The sequence below is a fragment of the Elusimicrobiota bacterium genome (genome assembly GCA_016788905.1).
Classification (GTDB): domain Bacteria; phylum Elusimicrobiota; class Elusimicrobia; order FEN-1173; family FEN-1173; genus JADKHR01.
On record JAEURZ010000012.1, the window covers coordinates 25941 to 46151 of the forward strand.

A 20211-nucleotide genomic window follows, 5' to 3' on the forward strand; every position below is an offset into this window, starting at 1 on the left:
TGTCTCTTTAGCCCTTGAAAGGAATTTCCTTGACCGAGCATCGCCCCTCCAATCCACCGGCAATGCCACCTATCCAGCAGGTTGCACACGTTTCTCCCTCTCCCGCTCGCGGGAGAGGGCCGGGGAGAGGGTGGGGTTTCCGGACACCAGAGTCGTTACCTTTTCCTCTGAAAAACATACACCGCGGGGTCCAATTCAGGGGGCAACACATAGCGGCTCAATGTTTCGTCACGGGCCCAACTAAATTCTTTTTGAAGGGTGTAGTCTCTCCAATTCCCCGCGGCAAAGGAATGGCGGCTGGCAATCACAATATAGGTTTTTACCGTTGGGAAAGAAAACACCGTCCGTTCAAAATCGTTCCCCGCCGGAGGCCAAGAACAAAGGACCACTTCGGGCCGATGGGCGGCCAAGGCCGGGCCCACCGACGTTTTTTGAACATGGGAAGGAAACTGAATGGCGTGGGACCAACTGTGGTTATCCATGGCGTGAATGTGAACCCCTTTATCCGCCAGAAACCGTGTTAACGTTCCATCCCCAGCCGCAATCTCCAAAGCCGGCGCAGTCCCGATCTTCTGAGCCAATTCTTTCACCAACCGTGTGGTAAAAAAACAATAAATGCCCTTGGGCTGAACCAGCGGCATCAAGAATTTGCGCTGGGTTAAAAACGGCCAACAAACCCGAAACCACCCATAAGAAGCGGGCTTTCTTTCCAGCCCCCGTCGAAAAAAGAGCCGTTGCAACACCGTCCCGTTCCACCAATTAAACCGAAGAGGTCCGGTGTCTTTCCCCACCACCGCCCCAGCCAAAATTTGTTCCATGGCCAAAACCGCCATACGACTTTTGACCAAATCTTTGGTGGCCCCACTGGAATCGACTTTTTTTCCAGCCAATCGCCCAAGAGCATTGGCCTCAAGCGTGCGCAAATGGGAGAGATGGTCCGCCACCAAGCCCAACCTCCGCTCGCCCAATACCCCCAACAGTTCCGCGGCCGTTTCCTGCCACCAACGGGGATACCGCGCCTTCAGCCCATCTAACGAGGGATGCCCCGCCAACCACTGAACAACGTCATGGTTCGCCCTATGCATAGGTTACAGTGCCCTCCACCCGAGACTAACCCCAGATATACATGTAACCCTCGCGAACAAAAATTACAACCCCTGAAGAAAATTAAAATCGATACCCCACCGACACCCGAATACTTTAGGTTTCCTCCCAATCAAAAATCCCCCCGTCTCCCAATCTATCCGGGAGGCAGGGGGCTGAACGTTAAATCCAAAAATCTCAATGAGCGCACGTAAAAAACGAATACTACCCTTTTTATTACCCTCTTTTAGAGGTAATGCCCTTATTCCCTACCCAACGACCACCTTTTCATTGTTTATTATCAACTTTCTGCCAGAGTGCCCCGGGACCCCTTCCCAAACTTTTCAACCTCCGTTTGCTTTGAAGAGATCGGACCACCCGCCGAACCATGTCTTTGCTCACTCCTGGGCAATTATGTTCAAGTTGGCCAAGAGTAAATTTTTCTTTTTTCATTCCTTCTATGGCCCCTAAAACAAGGGCCGTCTTGGACCCGCGTGTGGACACGGCCTGTTTGGCCCGATCTTCAAACTCGCGGTAAGCTCTCCGGAGAATCGATAGAAAATAACTAAACCACGGAACGAAATCGTGTTGAGCCGTATGCCAATGCAAAGAACTTTCATGCAAAACCCGATAATAATCCTCTTTCGATTCTTCCACGAGCCGTTCCAAACTGATGTAGCGACCCACTTCAAAATCATTATGGTAGAGCCCGGCCAATGTCAACAATCGTGAAACGCGACCGTTTCCATCGCGAAACGGGTGGATGCACAAAAAATCAAAAATAAACGCGGCGACCCGGAGCAGAGGATGATGCTCTCCCTGCTCGACCGAGTGTTGATAGGCCAAACAAAGCTCCTCCACTGCCTGTCGAGTGTGGGCCACCGAGACGGGTTTGAAGCGAATAAGGGGAGGTTGACCTGAGCGGGCCTCAATAATTTCGTTATCGACTTTTTTCCATTGCCCCGCGTCACCAGCCCCTTCTTGAATGAGTTGATGTAATTTTCTTAGAAGAGCGGGGGTGAAAAGGAGGGCCTTCCCTTCCGCATGAATAAGATTGAGGGCTTGGCGATAACCAAAGACCTCTTCCTCCGACCGGTCTCGTGGACGGGAAGCGCCAAGGACCAGCGGACGCAATCGCTCGGGGTCGACAGTCACTCCTTCAATTCGGTTGGAGGACTCGGCACTCTGAATAAGCGCCATTTCTCTAAGGGCGTTCAGTGTCTGCGGCGATTGCTTAGTGAATAAATCCTGCCGCCCCTGACAACGGGCGATGTCTGTCATCAGCCAAACCGCACCAGATGGAATTGAAAATTTTGTCAGCCATTGGTCACGGAAAGACATCATCGGGCTTCTCCAATCACTGAGACAGACATCCCCGCCTGAATTACACAGGGATTTCGGGTTAAACGTTAGCGGCGACCCAATCTCCAATTTCGGAAGTGGACATACCCATTTTTCCGGCGGCTTGGCTTTTCATTTTACCGGAATTGAGCAGTTTGATGACCGCGCCTTCCACCCGTTTGGCGGCTTCCTTCTGGCCCAGGGTGTCCATCATCATGCCACCCGCGCAAATGGCGGCGAGGGGGTTGATCACGTTTTGGCCCGTGTATTTGGGAGCGGACCCACCAATGGGCTCAAACATGGAAACGCCTTCGGGGTTGATGTTCCCCCCCGCGGCAATGCCCATCCCGCCTTGGATCATGGCGCCCAGATCGGTGATGATGTCACCGAACATGTTGTCGGTCACGATCACGTCGAACCATTCCGGATTCTTCACCATCCACATGCAGGTGGCGTCCACGTGGGCGTAATCGGTTTTTACATCGGAGAAGTCCTTGGCTACTTCGTGGAACGCCCGTTCCCAGAGATCGAAGGCAAAGGTCAACACGTTGGTCTTGCCGCAGAGGGTCAGTTTTTTTTCTTTGGCCCGTTCCTGGGTCAGCTTGAAAGCGTAACGCAAACACCGCTCCACGCCCTTGCGCGTGTTGATGGATTCTTGAACCGCCACTTCGTCTGGGGTCCCCTTCTTTAAGATCCCGCCAGCGCCCGTGTAAAGACCTTCGGTGTTTTCCCGCACCACCACGAAATCGATGTGTTCCGGCCCCTTATCTTTCAGGGGGGTGGCCACGTTGGGGTAAAGCTTCACCGGACGCAAATTGATGTACTGGTCCAGTTCAAACCGCAGGCGGAGCAAAAGACCCTTTTCCAAAATCCCAGGTTTCACATCGGGATGGCCGATGGCGCCCAAGTAAATAGCGTCCACTTTCCGCAGGTCCGCCAAGGCGGAATCGGGCAAGATTTCCCCGGTTTTTTTATAACGTTCTCCGCCCAGATCAAAAGGGACCCAGTCGAAGGAAAGATTGAGAGATTTCCCTAACGCTTTCAGAACTTTGAGCCCTTCGTTAACCACTTCAGGACCCGTACCATCACCGCCCATCACGGCGATTTTGAAGGATGTTTTCGCTGGCTTCGCGGATTGACCCGCTTGGTTGGATACGACAGAACTCACGTGGGACCTCCTGAATTACACTTTTGAAATATTTTTAGGTGACATGCGATGCAATCGGGTTTCATAATCTTGAACAAACCCTTCGATAACGCTTTGGAATTCGTGTGGATAGTTTTGAAACTTTAATCCGAAATGATGGGTTTTTGAATACACCCGTTTCCACAACACCCGCGCGGGGAGGGCCAACAGGTTCCGCTTATCGAGCAAAACATGAAGCACCACGTCTTCCCCTTCGTTCCACTCGCTCGTGGATTCCACGCAGGCACCTGAAATGGACAAATCCAATAGTCGGGAAATCCCCCACAAGGTTTTTCCATCCCCATGATAAACTTCCACCACAAAATCCGTGGCCGCCCGACAATCCGCCCGGGGAATCTGCCCCGACGGTCGCCTCCCCTCGCTCATTTCCATTACGAAATCATCCCTGGGCACCCCATTGGACATAAGGCAGTTTGCGCGCCTTCTCTTTCACCGCGTCCATGGCGGAGAGCAACGTCGCGCTGGAATCCCATGATCCTTCTAAAAAGAGCGCGCGCGAGGACTCCCGCATTTCAACAGAGATCCTCTTCTCGCCAAAAGAAACCGTGAGCGCTTCCACATCCAATGCCACGTCCCCCTCGGGGTGGTCCGTCACATAGGCCATGAGGGATCGGACATCGGCTTCTTGGGCCGTCACCGTCGGGAGACCGATGGCCGTGCAGTTTCCCGCAAAAATTTCCGCAAACGATTCCGCCACAATAGCCCGGATCCCCCAGCGCAGAATCCCCTGGGGGGCGTGCTCCCGGGAAGATCCACAACCAAAGTTTTTGTTGGTTACCAAAACAGAAGCCCCCCGGTGTTTGGGGTCATTAAAAGGGTGAGGCTTCTCTTTCCCCTGGGGATCAAACCGTTCGTCTTGAAAAGTGTATTGCCCGATGTCCGCAAACGTCACGCAACGGAGATACCGGGCCGGCATGATGCGATCCGTGTCGATATCGTCCCCCGGAACAGCAACACCCCGCCCCTTCACGTTTTGAATGACTGTATTGACGCTCATAGCATCTCCCTCACATCGGACACGCGCCCCTGAATAGCGGCGGCCGCCACCATGGCCGGACTCATGAGAAGTGTGCGACCCGTGGCACTGCCCTGGCGACCAATAAAGTTGCGGTTGGAACTGGAAGCGCTAATTTCTCGCCCCTTTAATTTGTCCGGATTCATGGCCAAACACATGGAACACCCCGCGTTCCGCCATTCAAAACCCGCGGCCCTGAAAAGCTCGTTTAATCCCTCAGCTTCCGCCTGCCTCTGCACCTTTTGGGACCCCGGCACCACCAGAGCCCGAACCCCCTGGGCCACGTGACGTCCCTTGGCCACCTTGGCCGCTTCACGCAGGTCCGACAATCGGCCGTTGGTGCAGGACCCAATAAACGCCACATTGATCGGGATATCACGAACAGGCGAACCCGGAGCAAAAGAAGTAAACCGATAGGCCTCTTCCAAACTGGCCCGATCTCCACCCGACGACGCCCCCGGCATAGGAAGGTTTTCAGAAACACCCACCGCCTGACCGGGGTTAATGCCCCAAGCCACCTGGGGTTCTAAAGCCGCACCATCCAACGAAAAGGCATCGGCAAACGCGGCGTCTCTGTCCGACGCCATAGAAAGCCACCAGTCGGAGGCTCGCCCAAAATCGGAATTTTGTGGGGCAAAAGGACGACCGCGCAAATAGTCCACGGTGGTTTGATCCGGATTGATGTACCCCACCCGGGCGCCCCCCTCAATCGCCATGTTGCACACAGTCAACCGCTCTTCCATGCTCATGCCCGTAATCGTTTCGCCGGCGAACTCGTAGGCAAATCCAATGCCGCCTTTCACACCCAAAGCGCGGATCACCGCCAAAATAACATCCTTCGCGTAAACCCCTTTCCCCAGCCGACCCGACACGTGAATGCGTCGGACCTTGGGCCGGGAAAGAGCCAAGGTTTGGGTGGCCAATATATCCCGAATCTGGGTGGTGCCCACACCAAAGGCGATGGCGCCGAAAGCTCCATGGGTCGACGTGTGGCTGTCCCCGCACGCCACGGTCAATCCCGGCTGAGTGAGCCCCTGTTCCGGGCCCACCACGTGAACAACCCCTTGCTCGCCCGACTTGAAATCGAAGTATTTGACACCAAATTCATGACAATTCTTTTCCAAAGCGGCCATCATTTCTTCCGCCAAACCGTCGGCAAACGGACGGGCCTGATCTTCGGTGGGAATGATGTGATCCGCTGTGGCAAACGTCCGTTCAGGGAAAGCCACTTTCAGCCCTTTCTCCCGAATCATTTGAAACGCCTGGGGGCTGGTCACCTCATGAATGAGATGCAACCCAATAAACAACTGGGTCTGCCCGTTGGGCAATTCCCGAACCGTGTGCAGATCCCAAACTTTATCCAGAAGTGTTTTACCCATCACATCCCTCGCTTTTCGACAACCGGTTTTTTCTTGCCGACCGGGTTTGAAATGATTTTATTCAAGGCGTTCAGATAGGCCTTGGCGCTGGCTTCAACGATGTCGGTGGATGTCCCTTTGCCCGACACCACGAGCCCCTGGTTCTCCACTTTAACCACCACATCCCCCTGAGCATCCGTCCCAGAGGAAAGGGAACGCAAGGTGTAATCTTTCAGTTCGGGGGACAACCCGGTGATTTTATCCATCGCCCGGTAGGCCGCGTCCACAGGACCGTCCCCGCAGGCCGCCTCTTGAAAGACCTTCCCTTCTTTTTTCAAACGAACCGTGGCCGTGGGGACAATGCCCGTCCCCGACGTGGTATTGAGATAATCCAAATGAAAAACTTCCACCGTTTTGTCTCGGCCTTCCTCTTCCACCAGGGCCAACAGATCGTCGTCAAAGACATACTTTTTCTTGTCGGCCAAGGTCTTGAATTTCCCAAACAAAACATCCAATTTCGGCGCGGTCAGGGTATACCCCAAATGTTTCAATCGGTTCTGAACCCCGTTACGCCCGGAACGGGCGGTGAGGAGCAGGGCGCTTTCTTCCACGCCAACGTCGGAAGGGTTCATGATCTCGTAAGTGGTACGGGATTTCAGTACCCCGTCCTGATGGATCCCCGAAGAGTGGGCAAAAGCGTTCGCCCCCACCACGGCCTTGTTGGGCTGAACGGGGATTCCCGTCAATTTAGAAATCAATCGGCTGGACCGGGCGATCTCTTTCGTGTTCACCCGGGAGGTCAGCTGGAACAAATCTTTCCGTGTCCGAATGGCCATCACGATTTCTTCTAAGGAAGCGTTCCCAGCCCGCTCCCCAATCCCGTTCACAGTACATTCCACCTGGCGAGCCCCGTTTTGGACCGCCGCCAAAGAATTGGAAACCGCCAACCCCAAATCGTTGTGGCAATGAACGCTCACCACGGCTTTTTTAATGTTCGGAACCCGGGAAATCAAACGGTGGATTTTCTCCCCCCACTCGGAAGGAATGGAATACCCCACGGTGTCCGGGATATTGACCGTCGCGGCCCCCGCGTCGATCACGGCTTCAATCACCTGACAGAGGTAATCGAAATCCGTACGAACAGCGTCTTCCGCGGAGAACTCCACATTTTCGGTAAATTGACTCGCGTAGCGAACACATTCCACCGCGCGATCCAAAACCTGCTGACGGGTCATCCTCAGTTTCTGAACGATATGAAGGTCGGACGTGGCAATAAAGGTATGAATACGGGGACGTTTGGAATGTTTCACCGCGTTCCAACAGGCATCGATGTCCCCTTTTACGGCCCGGGCCAACCCACAAATTTCGGCTCCTCGGATCTCCTGGGCAATGGTTTTTACCGCTTCAAAGTCTCCGGGGCTAGACACAGGAAACCCCGCCTCAATCACATCCACACCCAGTTCCGCCAATTGCCGAGCGGCCTGCAGTTTCTCAGGGATGTTCAGGCTGGCGCCGGGAGATTGCTCTCCGTCACGCAGGGTGGTATCAAAGATAATCAAACGATCGGTTTTTTTCATGGGGTTATTTACCGTAATTGTCCAGAGGATCCACTTTCACCACCGGTTTCGTTTCTTGGGGACGCGAGCGAAAAATAAAATATCCCACCAGCCCCCACAGAATATACGACACATAGAGAATGAAGATCATGTTCTGAGGATAAACCCAAATCATGAGCAACGCCAATACCGTAATCACCAGGGCCCGCAATCCCCGCGGCCGAACCAAGTTCTGGACCCGAAACTTCGCGTAGTGGACGTTCGAGACCATGAGAAGACAGAGCAACAACATCACCGCCGGCACCACTTCATAGAACACCGGCACCTGATTCATGACCAGCCGCAGACTTCGGATCGGAAGACCGATCTCCTGAATGGAATAAAGCAATGCAAAAATAGCCAATACCCCACCCGCGGCGGGCGTGGGCAACCCCACAAATCCACCTCCGGACGGCTCGCCCATTTGGGCCTTCAGGTTAAACCGGGCTAACCGCAACGCTCCACAAATCACAAACAACAACGCGATGGCAAACCCCCAAGAGGGATTGTTCTTTAAGACCATCTCGTACATCAACAGAGCGGGAGCGATCCCGAAAGTAATCCAATCCGCCAAGGAATCCAGTTCAATGCCGAACCGGCTGGTGGTGCGGGTCAACCGAGCCACGACCCCGTCAAAAATATCCAACACATGCCCCAACAAAATCGCCTTGGCGGCCATCCCATAATGGCCGGAAACCGCTTGGGTAATGGCAAAAAAGCCCAACCCCATGTTCCCCAGGGTTAAGAGGGAAGGCAACAGATAAATTCCCCGCCGGGCGGGCGGACGCGGAGCCAAAGAGGCCTCAGGTAAAGTAGGGGTTCTCTCCCGCCGAATATCGAAAATACCCTGTAAAAAACTGCGCCGTCCGCTCAATTTCATTAGGATTTCCCCCACCGCGCCATGACAGTTTCCCCAGCGCGAACCCGTTGCCCTTCTTTGACCAAAATTTCCACCCCCGGCGGAACGTAAAGATCCACCTGGGAACCAAAACGGATCAAGCCCACCCGTTCACCCAAAACCACGTTGTCTTCAGGCCGAACCCAACAAAGGATACGGCGGGCAATAAATCCGGCGATTTGCCGAATCATCACTTTTCCCTGAGGCGTATTAAATTCGATGCTGTTGGCCTCGTTCACGAAAGGCGCCCGGGGGTTCCGGGCGTCCAGGAAGGAGCCCGCCCGGTATTCTGTCCGAGTCACCTGGCCCGCCACTGGGGCCCGTTGCACGTGCCCGTCCAAAACCGAAAGGAAAATCCGCACCACCCGGCCCTGACCATACCCTTCGCCGTCAATGTCCGCCACTTCCAACACCCGCCCGTCCGCCGGAGACAAAATGTCCGTCGTGACGGGAATGCTTCGTTTCCCGTCCCGAAAGAAGTAGAGAGAAAAGACCGCCAACAGAAGAAGGATCACCCCCACCGATCGGGAAAACCACGGACCCAAGGCAGAAAAAAGTCCCCCCAAAATTGCAAAGGCCAAAACGAACTTCCACCCATCCCCCGCAATAGGGATAAACCGTGACGGATCATTCATATACAATCATCTCCCGTGAAAATGTAGAAACACCAACCCCCACTGCCCCCCGCCCAACAAAAAGTTCTCCCTATTCTTTTTTCTTAAGCCAAGGCATCATCGCCCGAAGTTTTTCACCAACGATTTCAATCGGGTGAGCCGCGGTGGCCCTCCGGTGGGAGTTGATCACCGTGCTACCCATGGCCTTTTCCATCAAATATTCCCGGGCAAACACACCGTTTTGGACCTCTTTCAGGTTCCGTTTCATCTGGGCTTTGGTTTCACACGTCACCAACCGGGGCCCCCGACTGTATTCTCCGTACTCGGCGGTATCGGAGATGGAGTAGTTCATCCACCCAATCCCCCCTTCTTGAATCATGTCGGTGATCAACTTCAATTCGTGAAGACATTCAAAATAAGCGATTTCCGGTTGATACCCGGCCTCGATCAAGGTTTCGAACCCGGCTTTCACCAGGTCCACCACACCGCCGCACAAGACGTTCTGTTCGCCGAAAAGGTCGGTCTCGGTCTCTTCGGTAAACGTGGTTTCAATCACGCCCGCCCGTGTGGCCCCAATGGCCTTACAAAAGGCGAGGGCGAGGCTCAACGCCTTGCCGGAATAATCCTGTTCCACCGCAACCAACGCGGGGGTTCCCTTGCCTTCTTCGTAAGTGCGTCGAACCAAATGGCCCGGGCCCTTGGGGGCGATGAGCACAACATCCGCCTCTTTAGGCGGAGTCACTTGGCCAAACCGAATGTTAAACCCGTGGGACCAGGAAAGGACCACACCCTTCTTCATGTTCGGCGCCACTTCTTCACGCCACACTTTCCCCTGGGCTTCGTCGGGGAGGAGGAAATGAATCCAGTCCGCGTCTTTAATGGCCTCCACGTTGTTGGAGATCAGATCTTTGCCCGCGGTCCACCCGTGTTTTACGGCCAAGGTATACCCTCGACCACTGGGGCGAACAGCGACCACCACGTTCAATCCTGAATCTTTGAGGTTCAACGCCTGGGCGTGCCCCTGGGACCCGTAGCCCAACACGACGATCTTTTTGCCTTTGAGCAAATTCAGATCACCGTCTTTGTCATAAAAAGTTTTTGCTTTCAGTTCAATTTTTTTTTCGTTTGCCGTGTTCATGGAAGCTCCTTTGAATAAAAAGAAATTTGGTAACAACTCAGGCCCTGACCTTTCTCCCTCTCCCGCTTAAGGGAGAGCCTTTGCCTTTCTCCCTCTCCCGCTCGCGGGAGAGGGGCGGGGAGAGGGTGGGGTTTTCTAACGGTGAACCGATCAATCCCCTGAGCAGTTACGAAGTTCGATTATAACAACTCTAGAAGAGGTCGGGAACCGCGTCGCCTTTCGGTTCCGACACCGCCGCCCCTTTTCCCCGGGACTTGATCCACTCCCCGGTGACCATATCTTTATAGGCCGACCCGGGCCCCACCATAGGGTACACCATAGCCTTCGTGTCGATCATGACCTCCAAAAACGCGGGGCCAGAGGTGGAAACGAAATCCCGCAGCGCCCCTTCCAGTTCGTCTTGTTTGGAAACACGACGAGCAAAGGGGAACCCCATCGCCTCGGCGGCCTTCACGAACTGAATGGAGTGAAGATTTTTATCAATGGCAAAATAACGCTTGCCGAAATACAGGGTTTGCCATTGGCGCACCATCCCATCCCCCTCATTGTTCAAGAGAAGGACTTTGACGGGCAAATCATAGGTTGTCACCGTCTCCAACTCGCCCAGGTTCATGCGAATGCTTCCATCCCCGTCGATATTGATAACAGTTTTGCCCGGATTGGCGAACTGGGCCCCAATGGCCGCGGGCAAACCAAACCCCATGGTCCCCATACTCCCGGAGGTCAAGAAATGCCGGGGCAACTTGTGGTGCCCGTACTGGGCGGCCCACATTTGGTGTTGTCCCACACCCGTGGTCAGGATCGCGTCGCCTTTCGTCAATTCCGAAAGGATCTCCAACACGCGATAGGGCTGAAGGAGAACGCTCTTCCGATCGTAGTTCAACGCGTGATCGTTACGACTGGCTTCCAACTCCTTCCACCAGGCGGAATAATCTTTTTTAAAACCGATCCGCCGTCCGGCGTCAATTAAGTCCCGCAATCCCCGCTTCGCGTCAGACACATGACTCCAGGTGGCCATTTTCACCTTCCCGATTTCCGCCGGGTCGATGTCCATGTGCCCAACAAAGGTGGCTTTGGGCGCGAACTCCGCCACTTTTCCAGCCACCCGATCGTCAAACCGGGCCCCGATGGAAAACAGGAAATCGCAATCGTCCACGGCGTAATTGGCGAAAGCTGTCCCGTGCATGCCCAACATATGGAACGATTGGGCATGATGGTTGTCCAGGGATCCGATCCCCATGAGGGAGGTCACCACCGGCAGATGGAACGCTTCGGCAAACTCCCGCAACTCCGCCGCCGCTCCACTGTTGATCACCCCTCCACCAACATAAAGGAGGGGCCGTTCCGCCACGGATAACCGTTCAAAAAAGATCCGCCCCGCCTCTTCCGACAGATGGGCCTTAGCCAACGCTTCCACCCGCCGTCGATACCCCCGCAACGGAAGAAGTCCGGCCCCATGATAGGGGCCTTGCCACAATTGCACGTCTTTGGGGATATCGACGACCACGGGCCCTGGCCGACCGGTCCGTGCAATCCAAAACGCCGTGCGAAGGGTGGCTTCCAGGTCTTCCGGTTTCTCCACCAAAAAGACATGCTTGGCGCAGGACATCATAATGTTGAATATGGGCGCCTCTTGAAACGCGTCCGACCCAATCGCGGGCCGGGGCACCTGCCCCGTTAACACCACCAGAGGGATCGAATCCGCGGCCGCGTCCCGGATGGGGGTCACCGTGTTCGTGGCCCCGGGCCCTGAGGTCACAAACGCCACACCCACTTTCCCGGTGGACCGGGCATAACCGGAGGCCATGAACCCCGCCCCCTGCTCGTTGGCCGGCACGATGAATCGAATTTGTTTGTTCTCCGGTTGTTTTTCGTTAAACCGGAAAAAAGCGTCGATCCCCGGGAGGATGGCCCCGCCCGAATAACCGAACACCGTGTCCACCCCTTCTTGGGCGAAAACGCGGGGGATCATGTCCGCCCCGGTCATGGTTTCACCGCCACCGGGCACAGGCCGCTTCTCTTCCGCGTGAGGCATCAGGTCCGCGGTCACATCCAAGGTTTTCCCCCGCTGCAAAGCGATCCGACCAGTACGGGACACTTCTAGAATGCCAAAGGGTTCCAAAGCTTGAATCAAAGCATCGGTTTCTTCGCCTCGGCCCGCGGCTTCCACAATGAAGCCATCTTGACCCAAATCGGTCACCCGGGCATGAAACACCCGGCACACGGTGTCCAAAGCCTCGCGACCGCTTGGCATCGCAATTTTCACCAACATGAGCTCACTGTCCATACAGTCGTCCCAGCTCAAATCCGCCACGCGGATCACGTCCACCAGCTTGTTCAACTGATTGACGATCTGGCCCACCACCCGGTGGTCCCCACGGCAAACCAGGGAGATGCGAGAAATTTCAGAAATTTGTGTGGCGCCGACCGCCAAGGAATCAATGTTAAAACCACGGGCTGAAATCAGTCCGCTGATGCGCGCCAAAACGCCGGGCCGATCTTCCACCAAACAAGAGATGAGATGCAACGCATTTTTTGGATCACCGTTCATGGGATTCCTCTTTTTAATTGGATTTTACCCGAAAACAAAAAAACCGCCGGATTCCTGCGCCGGCGGTCTCTCAAACTTTTCGTTAAAACAACCGGCTATCGCGCACCACTCCCCAGGCCCGGGACAACGCCCCGGACCAAAAGAACGACAACGCTAAGAGCTCGATTGTTTAACATGGGAACCAGTCTAACAGCAAAGCGGTTTAAATGTCAAGTTTTTTTTTAGTCTTAGCCTTAGGGGACGTAGCATTTATTGTATACATACGCCATTGAGCCAGGACACCTATTCTTCGCCCCTGTTTCTCCGCGTTTGGCGGCGTCCTCATCCATGACAGCCATCATTCTTGCTGCTCAAGCCAATTCTACCACCACTTATCCGCCATCATCTTTTTAATCCAGGACAGAAATTCTGGTTGGTCTGCATCGTCAACAAAAAAGGGCCGTCGTTCTATCCCTCTTCCCATCACGTGCGGAAATGCCCCAGAAACATCCAATCGAGATTGTCTGGGCATGTTGCTATCACCCATTATGTATACAATATGATTCTGCTGAAAACCCCCTCCCGCTGCTTTCCCAATGATTAGGCCGCGTTGATCTCCACCACGGGCAAGTGCAAAAGTTCCAACTTTTTCAAGTCCCTCATTGTCGACGCGTGGTCGATATCGATGCCGACCACACGACCGTCCTTGTCCAGGTCCACAAGAAGGCCTTCCACTATCTCCCGTGTCTCCGCGCTTGGCCTCGAATTCAAATCAATATACAGCGAATCCGTATCCCCATAATAATTCAATTTCATGGATTCCTCCTATCTCTTAAATCCTCGATCAAAATACGCGTTGTGAACCGTCTCTCCATCCTCTAACGTTATAACGCGCAAAACGCGACCATCAAACTCTTCGATCCCCCTCCAAAAACTGATCCGCCCATTTTCTTGAGTTACCCGTTTCATCGGTGACTTCAAAACGGTTTCTATCCATACCTATCGGACCTCAGGACGTTTCCTTAGTTCGGAATCTTCAGTTGGGCGCGAGGACCGGCCAGGCTCAGAGAGCCTGGCACCTGAAGCGGCAGAGCCGCTGATGCGAGACGAAAAAAGCGGGCTTTTTTACGAACAAAAAAGTGCAGGTCGTAGGCCCTTCCCACGCGGGCCATTCCCCCTTGGCATTCCTGGCTAGCGCCGTCACACTTCCGCTAGCGCGGTCGCGGGGAATACGGACAAACTTTTTTGGGAAGGAAAAAGGCCCGATTTTTTTGTCGAATCCCGTGATTCAACTGGGGATTTTGGGTTAAATTGTCTACATTCATGCCCCATCAAGCGAAGAAACGGACTTCCATTCCTCTGCCCGGATTTCCCCAGGTTTGGCGTCATGATATACCGTGGTTGGCTTCATCTTTAATACCCCGTCGCAGACAACCCACCTAAGCTCTCGGCCCCGGGTCCTTACGCTAATTCTTCATTCCAGAAAGACGTTTTTCGATTTGTCCTAACCGATTTTTTATCTGTTCATTTTCTGTTGTTAGTCTTTTGTTTTCAACCTTCATTTCAACATTTTCAGTTTCGAGCCGCAAAATTTTCTTGTCGACCAAACTTCCCCCCGCCAGCCCAATCCCCACCGCCACATTGACCCGTTTTAATCCAAGATCAGACGACGAGGCCCAGGAGGTCCCCACAGCATTTTGTATCTCGGCCATGGTCGCCGAACTCCGCGGAACCCCCCGCCCAGTCCCGTCACCGTTGGCCACAATCAAATCCCCTTCATGAACTTTCCCTCTGACCAGAACCGGCAATTGCCCCGCAAAAGCCACCAGCATCCCGTGCCCCGGTTCTTTGATATCGTTCCCCACAAACGCCGCCGTTTGGGTGGACGATACCACCACATAAACTCCCCGGTACATAACGATCGATCCCATTGCTGGAATAGGCCCCTCCCAATCCACCCACTCCGCAAAGTCCGCCCCGCTGGCGTTAATTGTCCCCGCCGCATTAATCGACCGCCCCGTCACCGAGTCCTTCGCCACATACTCCACCGCGTCCGCCGCGTTATACCCCCCCGTAATCCCCCCGGCCGGACTCACCACTTTCCAATAAACGGTTCCCGCGTTTTGCCCCTGAACCGCCACCGATCCCGCGGTCGTCTGATTCACGTCCAACTTCCCATTGGGGTTCGTCGTTCCAATTCCCACGTTGCCTGAGGAAACAAGAGTCATCTTCCGTGTTCCCGTAAGGGTCGTGTTATCTGGAGCCGTGTAAAAACGAAGTTCAGTCGCCGCGTTATTGTTAGTATAACCTCCTCCAATAGCCACTGCACTAACAGCGCTATCATCAATTGCGGCCCCAATGAGAGTCACGGGTTCTTCCGAATTGAGCCAATGTCTTGAGGTTAACGCGCTACTTTTAACAGCAGCATCAGTGGTTGTTCTCCCAATAATAATGGCCCGATTGTTATACCCACTTGTATCGATGAACTGAGATCGACCCGAAACGTGAAGAGTAGTTTCAGGACTTGTGGTCCCGATACCAACATTCCCCCCGTTTGGATTAATCAACATAGGATACGTTGTCGCAAGGTTCAGTCCATTTCCTGTTTGTAACCAGAGCCCCGAACCTCCAGCCGACCCGATGTCCAATACAGCCCCATCAGTTCGCCCCAAACGAAGCCGCTGACCCGCGCTTTGAGACGCCCCGCTAGAAGCGGGAAACGCCGAAGAAACATCATAAATATCCAACTTCGCCCCTGGGTTCACCGTTCCAATCCCGAGCCGTTTATTGGTGTTGTCCCAAAAGAAGTTTCCGTTGTCCTGCCCCGCCGACGCCGCCCCGTTGGCGAACAGCACGCTCCCGGACGTCAGTCCCGACAAAGTCCCCGCGCTCCCCTGAAAAGCAAAAGTCTGACGGTTGGTGGTGTTGGTCGAAAAATAGAGGTTCGTACCATCAAATTCCAAGGCCCCCACCTCCGGCGTCGTCAAACTCGTCCCCGCCGTAAACTTTAACGGCGCGGTGTTCGCGGTGGCTGTCCCTGCCTTCAAATGCAACACTGAGGTGGGTGATGTCGTCCCTATGCCCACATTCCCTTGGCGGGTCCCCCCAGCGATGACCATCGCAATTCCTGTTCCTCCTGCCCCTCCCGTAAGAAAATTTAAATTTCCCCACGGACCCACAAGTGAATTAAGACTATTGATAAAGTTGGTGTCCGCAAAAGTCCCGTACCGGAATCCTCCATTTCCCGCGTTTTGTTCTATGTCCAAGTAATTCCCATTTCGCGAAACACGAAAAATACTACTCCCTCGATTATCCGATCCAACGCTGTTAATAATTGCCAATAACAAATTACTCCCAACAGTCTCACTGCTGTAAACATTCAATTTCACTCCGGGGCTCCCCGTCCCGATGCCCAGCCTTTTGTTGGCATTGTCCCAGAAGAAGTTGCTGTTGTCCTGCCCCGCCGACGCCGCCCCGTTGGCGAAGAGGACACTGCCGGAGGTGAGAGGAGCGTTCGTTGAAATGACATTGTTTCCCCCCACGGTGACGGTGGAGGCGGCAACAGAGCCGGCATTGGTCACGTTGTTTCCCCCCATATCAATCGATCCGCTCATGGTCCCGCCAGCAAGGGGGAGTTTTCCGCTGTCGGTCCCCGCGGGGATCCGCGCCGCATCCAGAACCCCACTGGTGATTTTCGCGGCGTCCAGGTTGGGAATGTCCCCCGCGCTTAGCGTGTCCCCCACCGTCACTCGCCCTTTGGCGTCCGTCGTGACTTTGGTATACGTCCCCGCGGTCCCGGTGCTCGTAAGCGTCACCGCACCCGCCGAAGAAATCGTTGCGTCACCGGACAGAGCCACCCCCGCCACCGCATTCGATCCGTCCCCCACAAGAATCTGACCCGCCGGCAGGGCCGAATCCACTTTGCTATTGAACGTCGCCCAGTCCCCGCTCGCCAGGTAACCGTCCGTGCTCGCGTTGGCGCGGGAAACAGAAATCGTGGGCGTGGTACCCCCCGAGCTCGACAGCGGCGCGTTCGCGCCAACGCTCGTCACCGTCCCATCACCGGTCGACACCGTTTGCCAACTCCCGTTCACATAACTTTCCACCGCGTTCAAGGTGCTGTTGTAGCGGGTGTCCCCATTGGCGGGGGTGCCTGGGCGCTCGGCACTTGTTCCGGTGGGGAGCCTTACCGCGTCGCTCTTGGCGCTGAGGTCAAGGCTCGTGGCCGGGGCGCCACCTAACCCGATCCGGTCTACGTTCAATTGGGCGGTGCCGCTCACGTGGCTTCCTGAAATGGAACTTGTGGCTATTTTTACACCCGTCACCGCTCCGTCTTGTAACGCCGCAGTATTCACACCACCCGCTTGGACGGATTCCGCCAGAGTGGCCACATGGGACCGCGGGACCGGTGTCACACGGAGTTTGGGTAGGAGCGGAGTTCCCGCGACGCTCAAAAGCGCATAGAGAGGTTCACTGCCCGCATAGGCGGAGGCATCCAAGGGCGATCCCACGGGGGTACCGGATCCCAGCTCATAAGAAAAAACGCCTTGAGGGTTAATGGGGGTAATGAGGCCAGTTTCGGTATACACCGGAGTCCCGCCCGTGGTGGCGGGATCGCCATCCCGGTAAAGCCGCCATTCCACCGAGGTCGGTGTTCCGATGGGGTTCCCGTTGTTGTCGGAAAGGCGCCCCTGAACCATGAAGTTGAAATCGGCCCAGGCAACGCCGCCAACAATAAATATTGAAACCAAAAATGCCAACCGTTTTGTCACCCGAGAAGTCCACCCTAAGGCAAAATAATGGAGCCGACTCTACCGGCCCCGCGATCAACCGTCCACTGAGGAACGGCCCCTTCCATATACAGCAGGAACGTCCATAATTCAAGGGTTTCGTAGACCAAGCAACTGAGGGTCGAGTAGCCCGGGGGATTCCACCCCCAGGCTCTCACAGATCCCTACATAAATCTCTCGATTCATACGACTCTTCCTGATCAGACCGCATTCCATCGCCATTGACAAATATCTCATTATGAGATACAATCGCTTTACATCATGAGGATCATCACGCGAAAACGGTTGATCGAGTTTTCAAAACGGCACCCCGATGCACGACACGGTCTCACGCATTGGTATCGTGTCATGACGCATACGGATTATGCCTCACGGGCGGCCCTTCGGGTTACGTTTCCCAGTGCCGATGCTGTCGATCCGTTAACGGTTTTCAATATTGCAGGAAACGAGGTCCGATTGATTGTAGCGATCCACTACAACCGCAAGATCGTCTACATCCGCCACGTGTTGACTCACGCGGAATACGACAAAGACAAATGGAAGGAATAAAAATATGCGCCTCAAACTGAAAGAAATCATCAAAGCCTGGCCCGTTCTGTCGAAAGCGCTGTCCGTTCCTCACAAACGTGCCGAGTATGAAGAGACGGTCGCGTTGCTCGATGAATTGATCGACACCGTGGGGGAAAACGAAAATCATCCCCTGGCCTCTCTCATGGAAACGCTCTCCGCCGTTGTCGAAGCCTACGAACAACACCACGTCCCCGAATTTTCGGAGGAGCCACGCTTTTCTCTCAGAGCGCTCATGAAAGAACATGGTCTCACCCAGGGGAACCTCCCCGAGGTGGGCAGCCAAGGGGTCGTCTCCGAAGTCTTGAATGGAAAACGACGCCTCAACATCCGTCAAATCCAAGCACTCAGCCACCGTTTCGGCGTGGCCCCCGCCGTCTTCCTGTAACCCTGATTAAAATCCCCTCACCGGATTGAAACGGATCTACCGGACCAGTCCCAACAGGTAGGAATCTTCCTCTGAAAATGGGGCGTGACCCAAGCGCTAAATTTGAACTAAAATAGGGGCCGCATCAGTCCTTTGTTCTACCGGGTTTTTCTCTTGACGAAAAACACACCCTCTGTTACACTGAAATACCTTGAAACATATTAGCCTTCGCACAAAACTGGTTGCCCATTCCACCCTGCTGGTGCTTGTGGCCGTCGTCGGGGTCGGGGTTTCCCTTTACATTGCGGAGAAACGCTACCTGATCCAACGATTTGATCAATCCCAAGAAGACAATGTCAACTCGTTGGTTCAAATCCGCCGGGAAGCCGTCACCGCCCAAAACGATCAACTTCTTTTAAGTTACCTTTCCCTTCTTCGCCGGTCCCGAGCGCTCAGCTACGCCATGATCCAAGACAACACGGGACGCGTCGTGGCACACACCAACCCCGCCTTTGTGGGGCAACGCCTAACCGACCCCCTCAGTCTTCGCGCCATTGAGGCCACAAGCCTTCTCCGCCAACAAGGCGGGGCAACAGACGATGTGGTGGATTTGGCTCTCCCGATCATGCAAGGGTTCACCCGAATGGGAATTGCCCGGGTCGGATATTCGCAGACCTCCATGGGCCTACTGGTGGGGCAAGCCCTGGAAGCCGCTCACCATCGCATCGTGATCGCGGGCCTTTTGGCCATAGGATTCGGCGTCGTGGTCGCGGTCATGCTGTCCTTGCTCCTAACGCGCCCGATTGGGCTATTGAGGGACGGCGCCCATAAAATTGGTGAAGGAAATTTGGACCACCGCATTCGCATCACCACACGGGACGAACTGGGTGAACTCGCCCATGAGTTCAACGTCATGGCCACGAAACTCCAGGAATTGGACCAATTGAAACAGGACTTTGTTTCCAACGTCACCCACGAACTCCGATCCCCCCTCACCTCCCTGCGCGGGTATGTGGAACTTCTCCTCCGAGAAGGGGCGGGCGCCATTAACGAAGAGCAGCGGGAATTTCTGATCGTTATAAAAAACAATTCGGTTCGGCTGGCCCGGTTCATCGATAACCTTTTGGACGTGGCAAAAATCGAAGCGGGGAAAATAGAACTTCACCCCGAACGCATCCGGCTACAAGATCTTGCTTTAGAAATGACGGTCGTCTTCCGGCCCCTCGCCCAGGAAAAAGACATCACGTTCCTAACGGACTTCCCCCCCCGCCTTCGCCCCATCCACGCGGACGCGGACAAACTTCTGGAAGTGATGACAAATTTATTGAGCAACGCCTTCAAATTCACCCCGGCCCAAGGGAAAGTCACTCTGGCCGCAACCGAAGAAGAGGGGAACGTGCACATCCTCATCAAAGACACCGGCATCGGGATCCCCCCGGAATCCCTGGGAATTATTTTCAACAAATTTGAACAGGTCAAACCCACCCAAGGATTGGCCCGAAAAACAAAGGGGTCCGGCTTGGGACTTACGATTGTGAAAGGGATTGTGGAAGCCCATGGCGGTCGGGTGTGGATCGAAAGTCAGATGAATCAAGGCACCACGGTCCATGTTCTCCTTCCCCAACCCGGCCGGGAGGAAGAAGATATCGAATTGATTTAAACCTGACAGAGATAAAGATATTTACAAAGAGATAGACAATGATCTAGG

17 protein-coding genes are annotated in these 20211 nt (G+C 54.6%); 3 read left to right on the forward strand and 14 right to left on the reverse strand.

All coding sequences use genetic code 11. The features are described 5' to 3' along the window. Nucleotides 1–155: 155 nt before the first annotated feature. From JNK54_06305 to JNK54_06370, 14 genes are all read right to left on the reverse strand, one after another. The gene (locus JNK54_06305) at nucleotides 156–1085 is read right to left on the reverse strand and encodes an SAM-dependent methyltransferase (GenBank protein ID MBL8023877.1); all 930 of its coding nucleotides are present in this window, start codon (nucleotides 1083–1085) and stop codon (nucleotides 156–158) included. A 286-nt stretch (nucleotides 1086–1371) separates the two neighbouring features. Beyond that, a complete protein-coding gene (locus JNK54_06310; GenBank protein ID MBL8023878.1) occupies nucleotides 1372–2427 on the reverse strand; it encodes a Fic family protein in 1056 nt (351 codons plus the stop codon). Nucleotides 2428–2485: 58 nt separating this feature from the next. Then, complete coding sequence (locus tag JNK54_06315; GenBank protein MBL8023879.1) at nucleotides 2486–3520, reverse strand: 3-isopropylmalate dehydrogenase; 1035 nt, start codon at nucleotides 3518–3520, stop codon at nucleotides 2486–2488. 87 nt (nucleotides 3521–3607) lie between these two features. Next, nucleotides 3608–3997: a PilZ domain-containing protein gene (locus JNK54_06320; protein ID MBL8023880.1), complete on the reverse strand. Its 390-nt coding sequence runs from the start codon at nucleotides 3995–3997 to the stop codon at nucleotides 3608–3610. A 13-nt stretch (nucleotides 3998–4010) separates the two neighbouring features. Then, on the reverse strand, nucleotides 4011–4628 hold the full coding sequence (locus JNK54_06325; GenBank protein ID MBL8023881.1) for a 3-isopropylmalate dehydratase small subunit: 618 nt from the start codon (nucleotides 4626–4628) through the stop codon (nucleotides 4011–4013). Beyond that, nucleotides 4625–6025: a 3-isopropylmalate dehydratase large subunit gene (gene leuC, locus JNK54_06330; protein ID MBL8023882.1), complete on the reverse strand. Its 1401-nt coding sequence runs from the start codon at nucleotides 6023–6025 to the stop codon at nucleotides 4625–4627. Before leuC ends, JNK54_06325 begins: the two co-directional genes overlap by 4 nt. Further along, nucleotides 6025–7581 carry a 2-isopropylmalate synthase gene (locus JNK54_06335; GenBank protein ID MBL8023883.1) on the reverse strand — a complete coding sequence of 519 codons (1557 nt, stop codon included), beginning with the start codon at nucleotides 7579–7581 and terminating at the stop codon, nucleotides 6025–6027. Before JNK54_06335 ends, leuC begins: the two co-directional genes overlap by 1 nt. Nucleotides 7582–7585: 4 nt before the next feature. Further along, nucleotides 7586–8479, reverse strand: coding sequence for a CDP-diacylglycerol--serine O-phosphatidyltransferase (gene pssA, locus JNK54_06340; protein ID MBL8023884.1), 894 nt, complete (start codon nucleotides 8477–8479; stop codon nucleotides 7586–7588). Further along, nucleotides 8479–9132, reverse strand: coding sequence for a phosphatidylserine decarboxylase (locus JNK54_06345; protein ID MBL8023885.1), 654 nt, complete (start codon nucleotides 9130–9132; stop codon nucleotides 8479–8481). Before JNK54_06345 ends, pssA begins: the two co-directional genes overlap by 1 nt. Before the next feature lie 70 nt (nucleotides 9133–9202). After that, complete coding sequence (gene ilvC, locus JNK54_06350) at nucleotides 9203–10249, reverse strand: ketol-acid reductoisomerase (GenBank protein ID MBL8023886.1); 1047 nt, start codon at nucleotides 10247–10249, stop codon at nucleotides 9203–9205. A 190-nt stretch (nucleotides 10250–10439) separates the two neighbouring features. Further along, nucleotides 10440–12800, reverse strand: coding sequence for a biosynthetic-type acetolactate synthase large subunit (gene ilvB / locus JNK54_06355; protein ID MBL8023887.1), 2361 nt, complete (start codon nucleotides 12798–12800; stop codon nucleotides 10440–10442). Between the two features lie 579 nt (nucleotides 12801–13379). Beyond that, nucleotides 13380–13595: a DUF2283 domain-containing protein gene (locus JNK54_06360; protein ID MBL8023888.1), complete on the reverse strand. Its 216-nt coding sequence runs from the start codon at nucleotides 13593–13595 to the stop codon at nucleotides 13380–13382. Between the two features lie 206 nt (nucleotides 13596–13801). Beyond that, on the reverse strand, nucleotides 13802–13951 hold the full coding sequence (locus JNK54_06365; GenBank protein MBL8023889.1) for a hypothetical protein: 150 nt from the start codon (nucleotides 13949–13951) through the stop codon (nucleotides 13802–13804). Between the two features lie 294 nt (nucleotides 13952–14245). Next, nucleotides 14246–17551, reverse strand: coding sequence for a hypothetical protein (locus JNK54_06370; GenBank protein MBL8023890.1), 3306 nt, complete (start codon nucleotides 17549–17551; stop codon nucleotides 14246–14248). Nucleotides 17552–17830: 279 nt separating this feature from the next. Between JNK54_06370 and JNK54_06375 the strand changes: the two genes are divergently transcribed. The 3 genes from JNK54_06375 to JNK54_06385 all read left to right on the forward strand — a co-directional run bounded on the left by JNK54_06375 (nucleotide 17831) and on the right by JNK54_06385 (nucleotide 20163). Then, nucleotides 17831–18118, forward strand: a complete 288-nt coding sequence (locus tag JNK54_06375) for a type II toxin-antitoxin system HigB family toxin (GenBank protein ID MBL8023891.1) — start codon at nucleotides 17831–17833, stop codon at nucleotides 18116–18118. A gap of 4 nt (nucleotides 18119–18122) precedes the next feature. Then, a complete protein-coding gene (locus tag JNK54_06380) occupies nucleotides 18123–18524 on the forward strand; it encodes a transcriptional regulator (GenBank protein ID MBL8023892.1) in 402 nt (133 codons plus the stop codon). A gap of 190 nt (nucleotides 18525–18714) precedes the next feature. Further along, nucleotides 18715–20163 (forward strand): HAMP domain-containing protein, encoded by a 1449-nt coding sequence (locus JNK54_06385; GenBank protein ID MBL8023893.1) that lies wholly within the window; start codon nucleotides 18715–18717, stop codon nucleotides 20161–20163. The last annotated feature ends 48 nt before the right edge of the window (nucleotides 20164–20211 follow it).

Coding starts and splice junctions, on each gene's coding strand:
- JNK54_06305 (MBL8023877.1), bottom strand. CDS start 1,085: ATGCATAGGGCGAACCATGACGTTGTTCAGTGGTTGGCGGGGCATCCC.
- JNK54_06310 (MBL8023878.1), bottom strand. CDS start 2,427: ATGATGTCTTTCCGTGACCAATGGCTGACAAAATTTTCAATTCCATCT.
- JNK54_06315 (MBL8023879.1), bottom strand. CDS start 3,520: ATGGGCGGTGATGGTACGGGTCCTGAAGTGGTTAACGAAGGGCTCAAA.
- JNK54_06320 (MBL8023880.1), bottom strand. CDS start 3,997: ATGAGCGAGGGGAGGCGACCGTCGGGGCAGATTCCCCGGGCGGATTGT.
- JNK54_06325 (MBL8023881.1), bottom strand. CDS start 4,628: ATGAGCGTCAATACAGTCATTCAAAACGTGAAGGGGCGGGGTGTTGCT.
- leuC (MBL8023882.1), bottom strand. CDS start 6,025: ATGGGTAAAACACTTCTGGATAAAGTTTGGGATCTGCACACGGTTCGG.
- JNK54_06335 (MBL8023883.1), bottom strand. CDS start 7,581: ATGAAAAAAACCGATCGTTTGATTATCTTTGATACCACCCTGCGTGAC.
- pssA (MBL8023884.1), bottom strand. CDS start 8,479: ATGAAATTGAGCGGACGGCGCAGTTTTTTACAGGGTATTTTCGATATT.
- JNK54_06345 (MBL8023885.1), bottom strand. CDS start 9,132: ATGAATGATCCGTCACGGTTTATCCCTATTGCGGGGGATGGGTGGAAG.
- ilvC (MBL8023886.1), bottom strand. CDS start 10,249: ATGAACACGGCAAACGAAAAAAAAATTGAACTGAAAGCAAAAACTTTT.
- ilvB (MBL8023887.1), bottom strand. CDS start 12,800: ATGAACGGTGATCCAAAAAATGCGTTGCATCTCATCTCTTGTTTGGTG.
- JNK54_06360 (MBL8023888.1), bottom strand. CDS start 13,595: ATGAAATTGAATTATTATGGGGATACGGATTCGCTGTATATTGATTTG.
- JNK54_06365 (MBL8023889.1), bottom strand. CDS start 13,951: ATGGCCCGCGTGGGAAGGGCCTACGACCTGCACTTTTTTGTTCGTAAA.
- JNK54_06375 (MBL8023891.1), top strand. CDS start 17,831: ATGAGGATCATCACGCGAAAACGGTTGATCGAGTTTTCAAAACGGCAC.
- JNK54_06380 (MBL8023892.1), top strand. CDS start 18,123: ATGCGCCTCAAACTGAAAGAAATCATCAAAGCCTGGCCCGTTCTGTCG.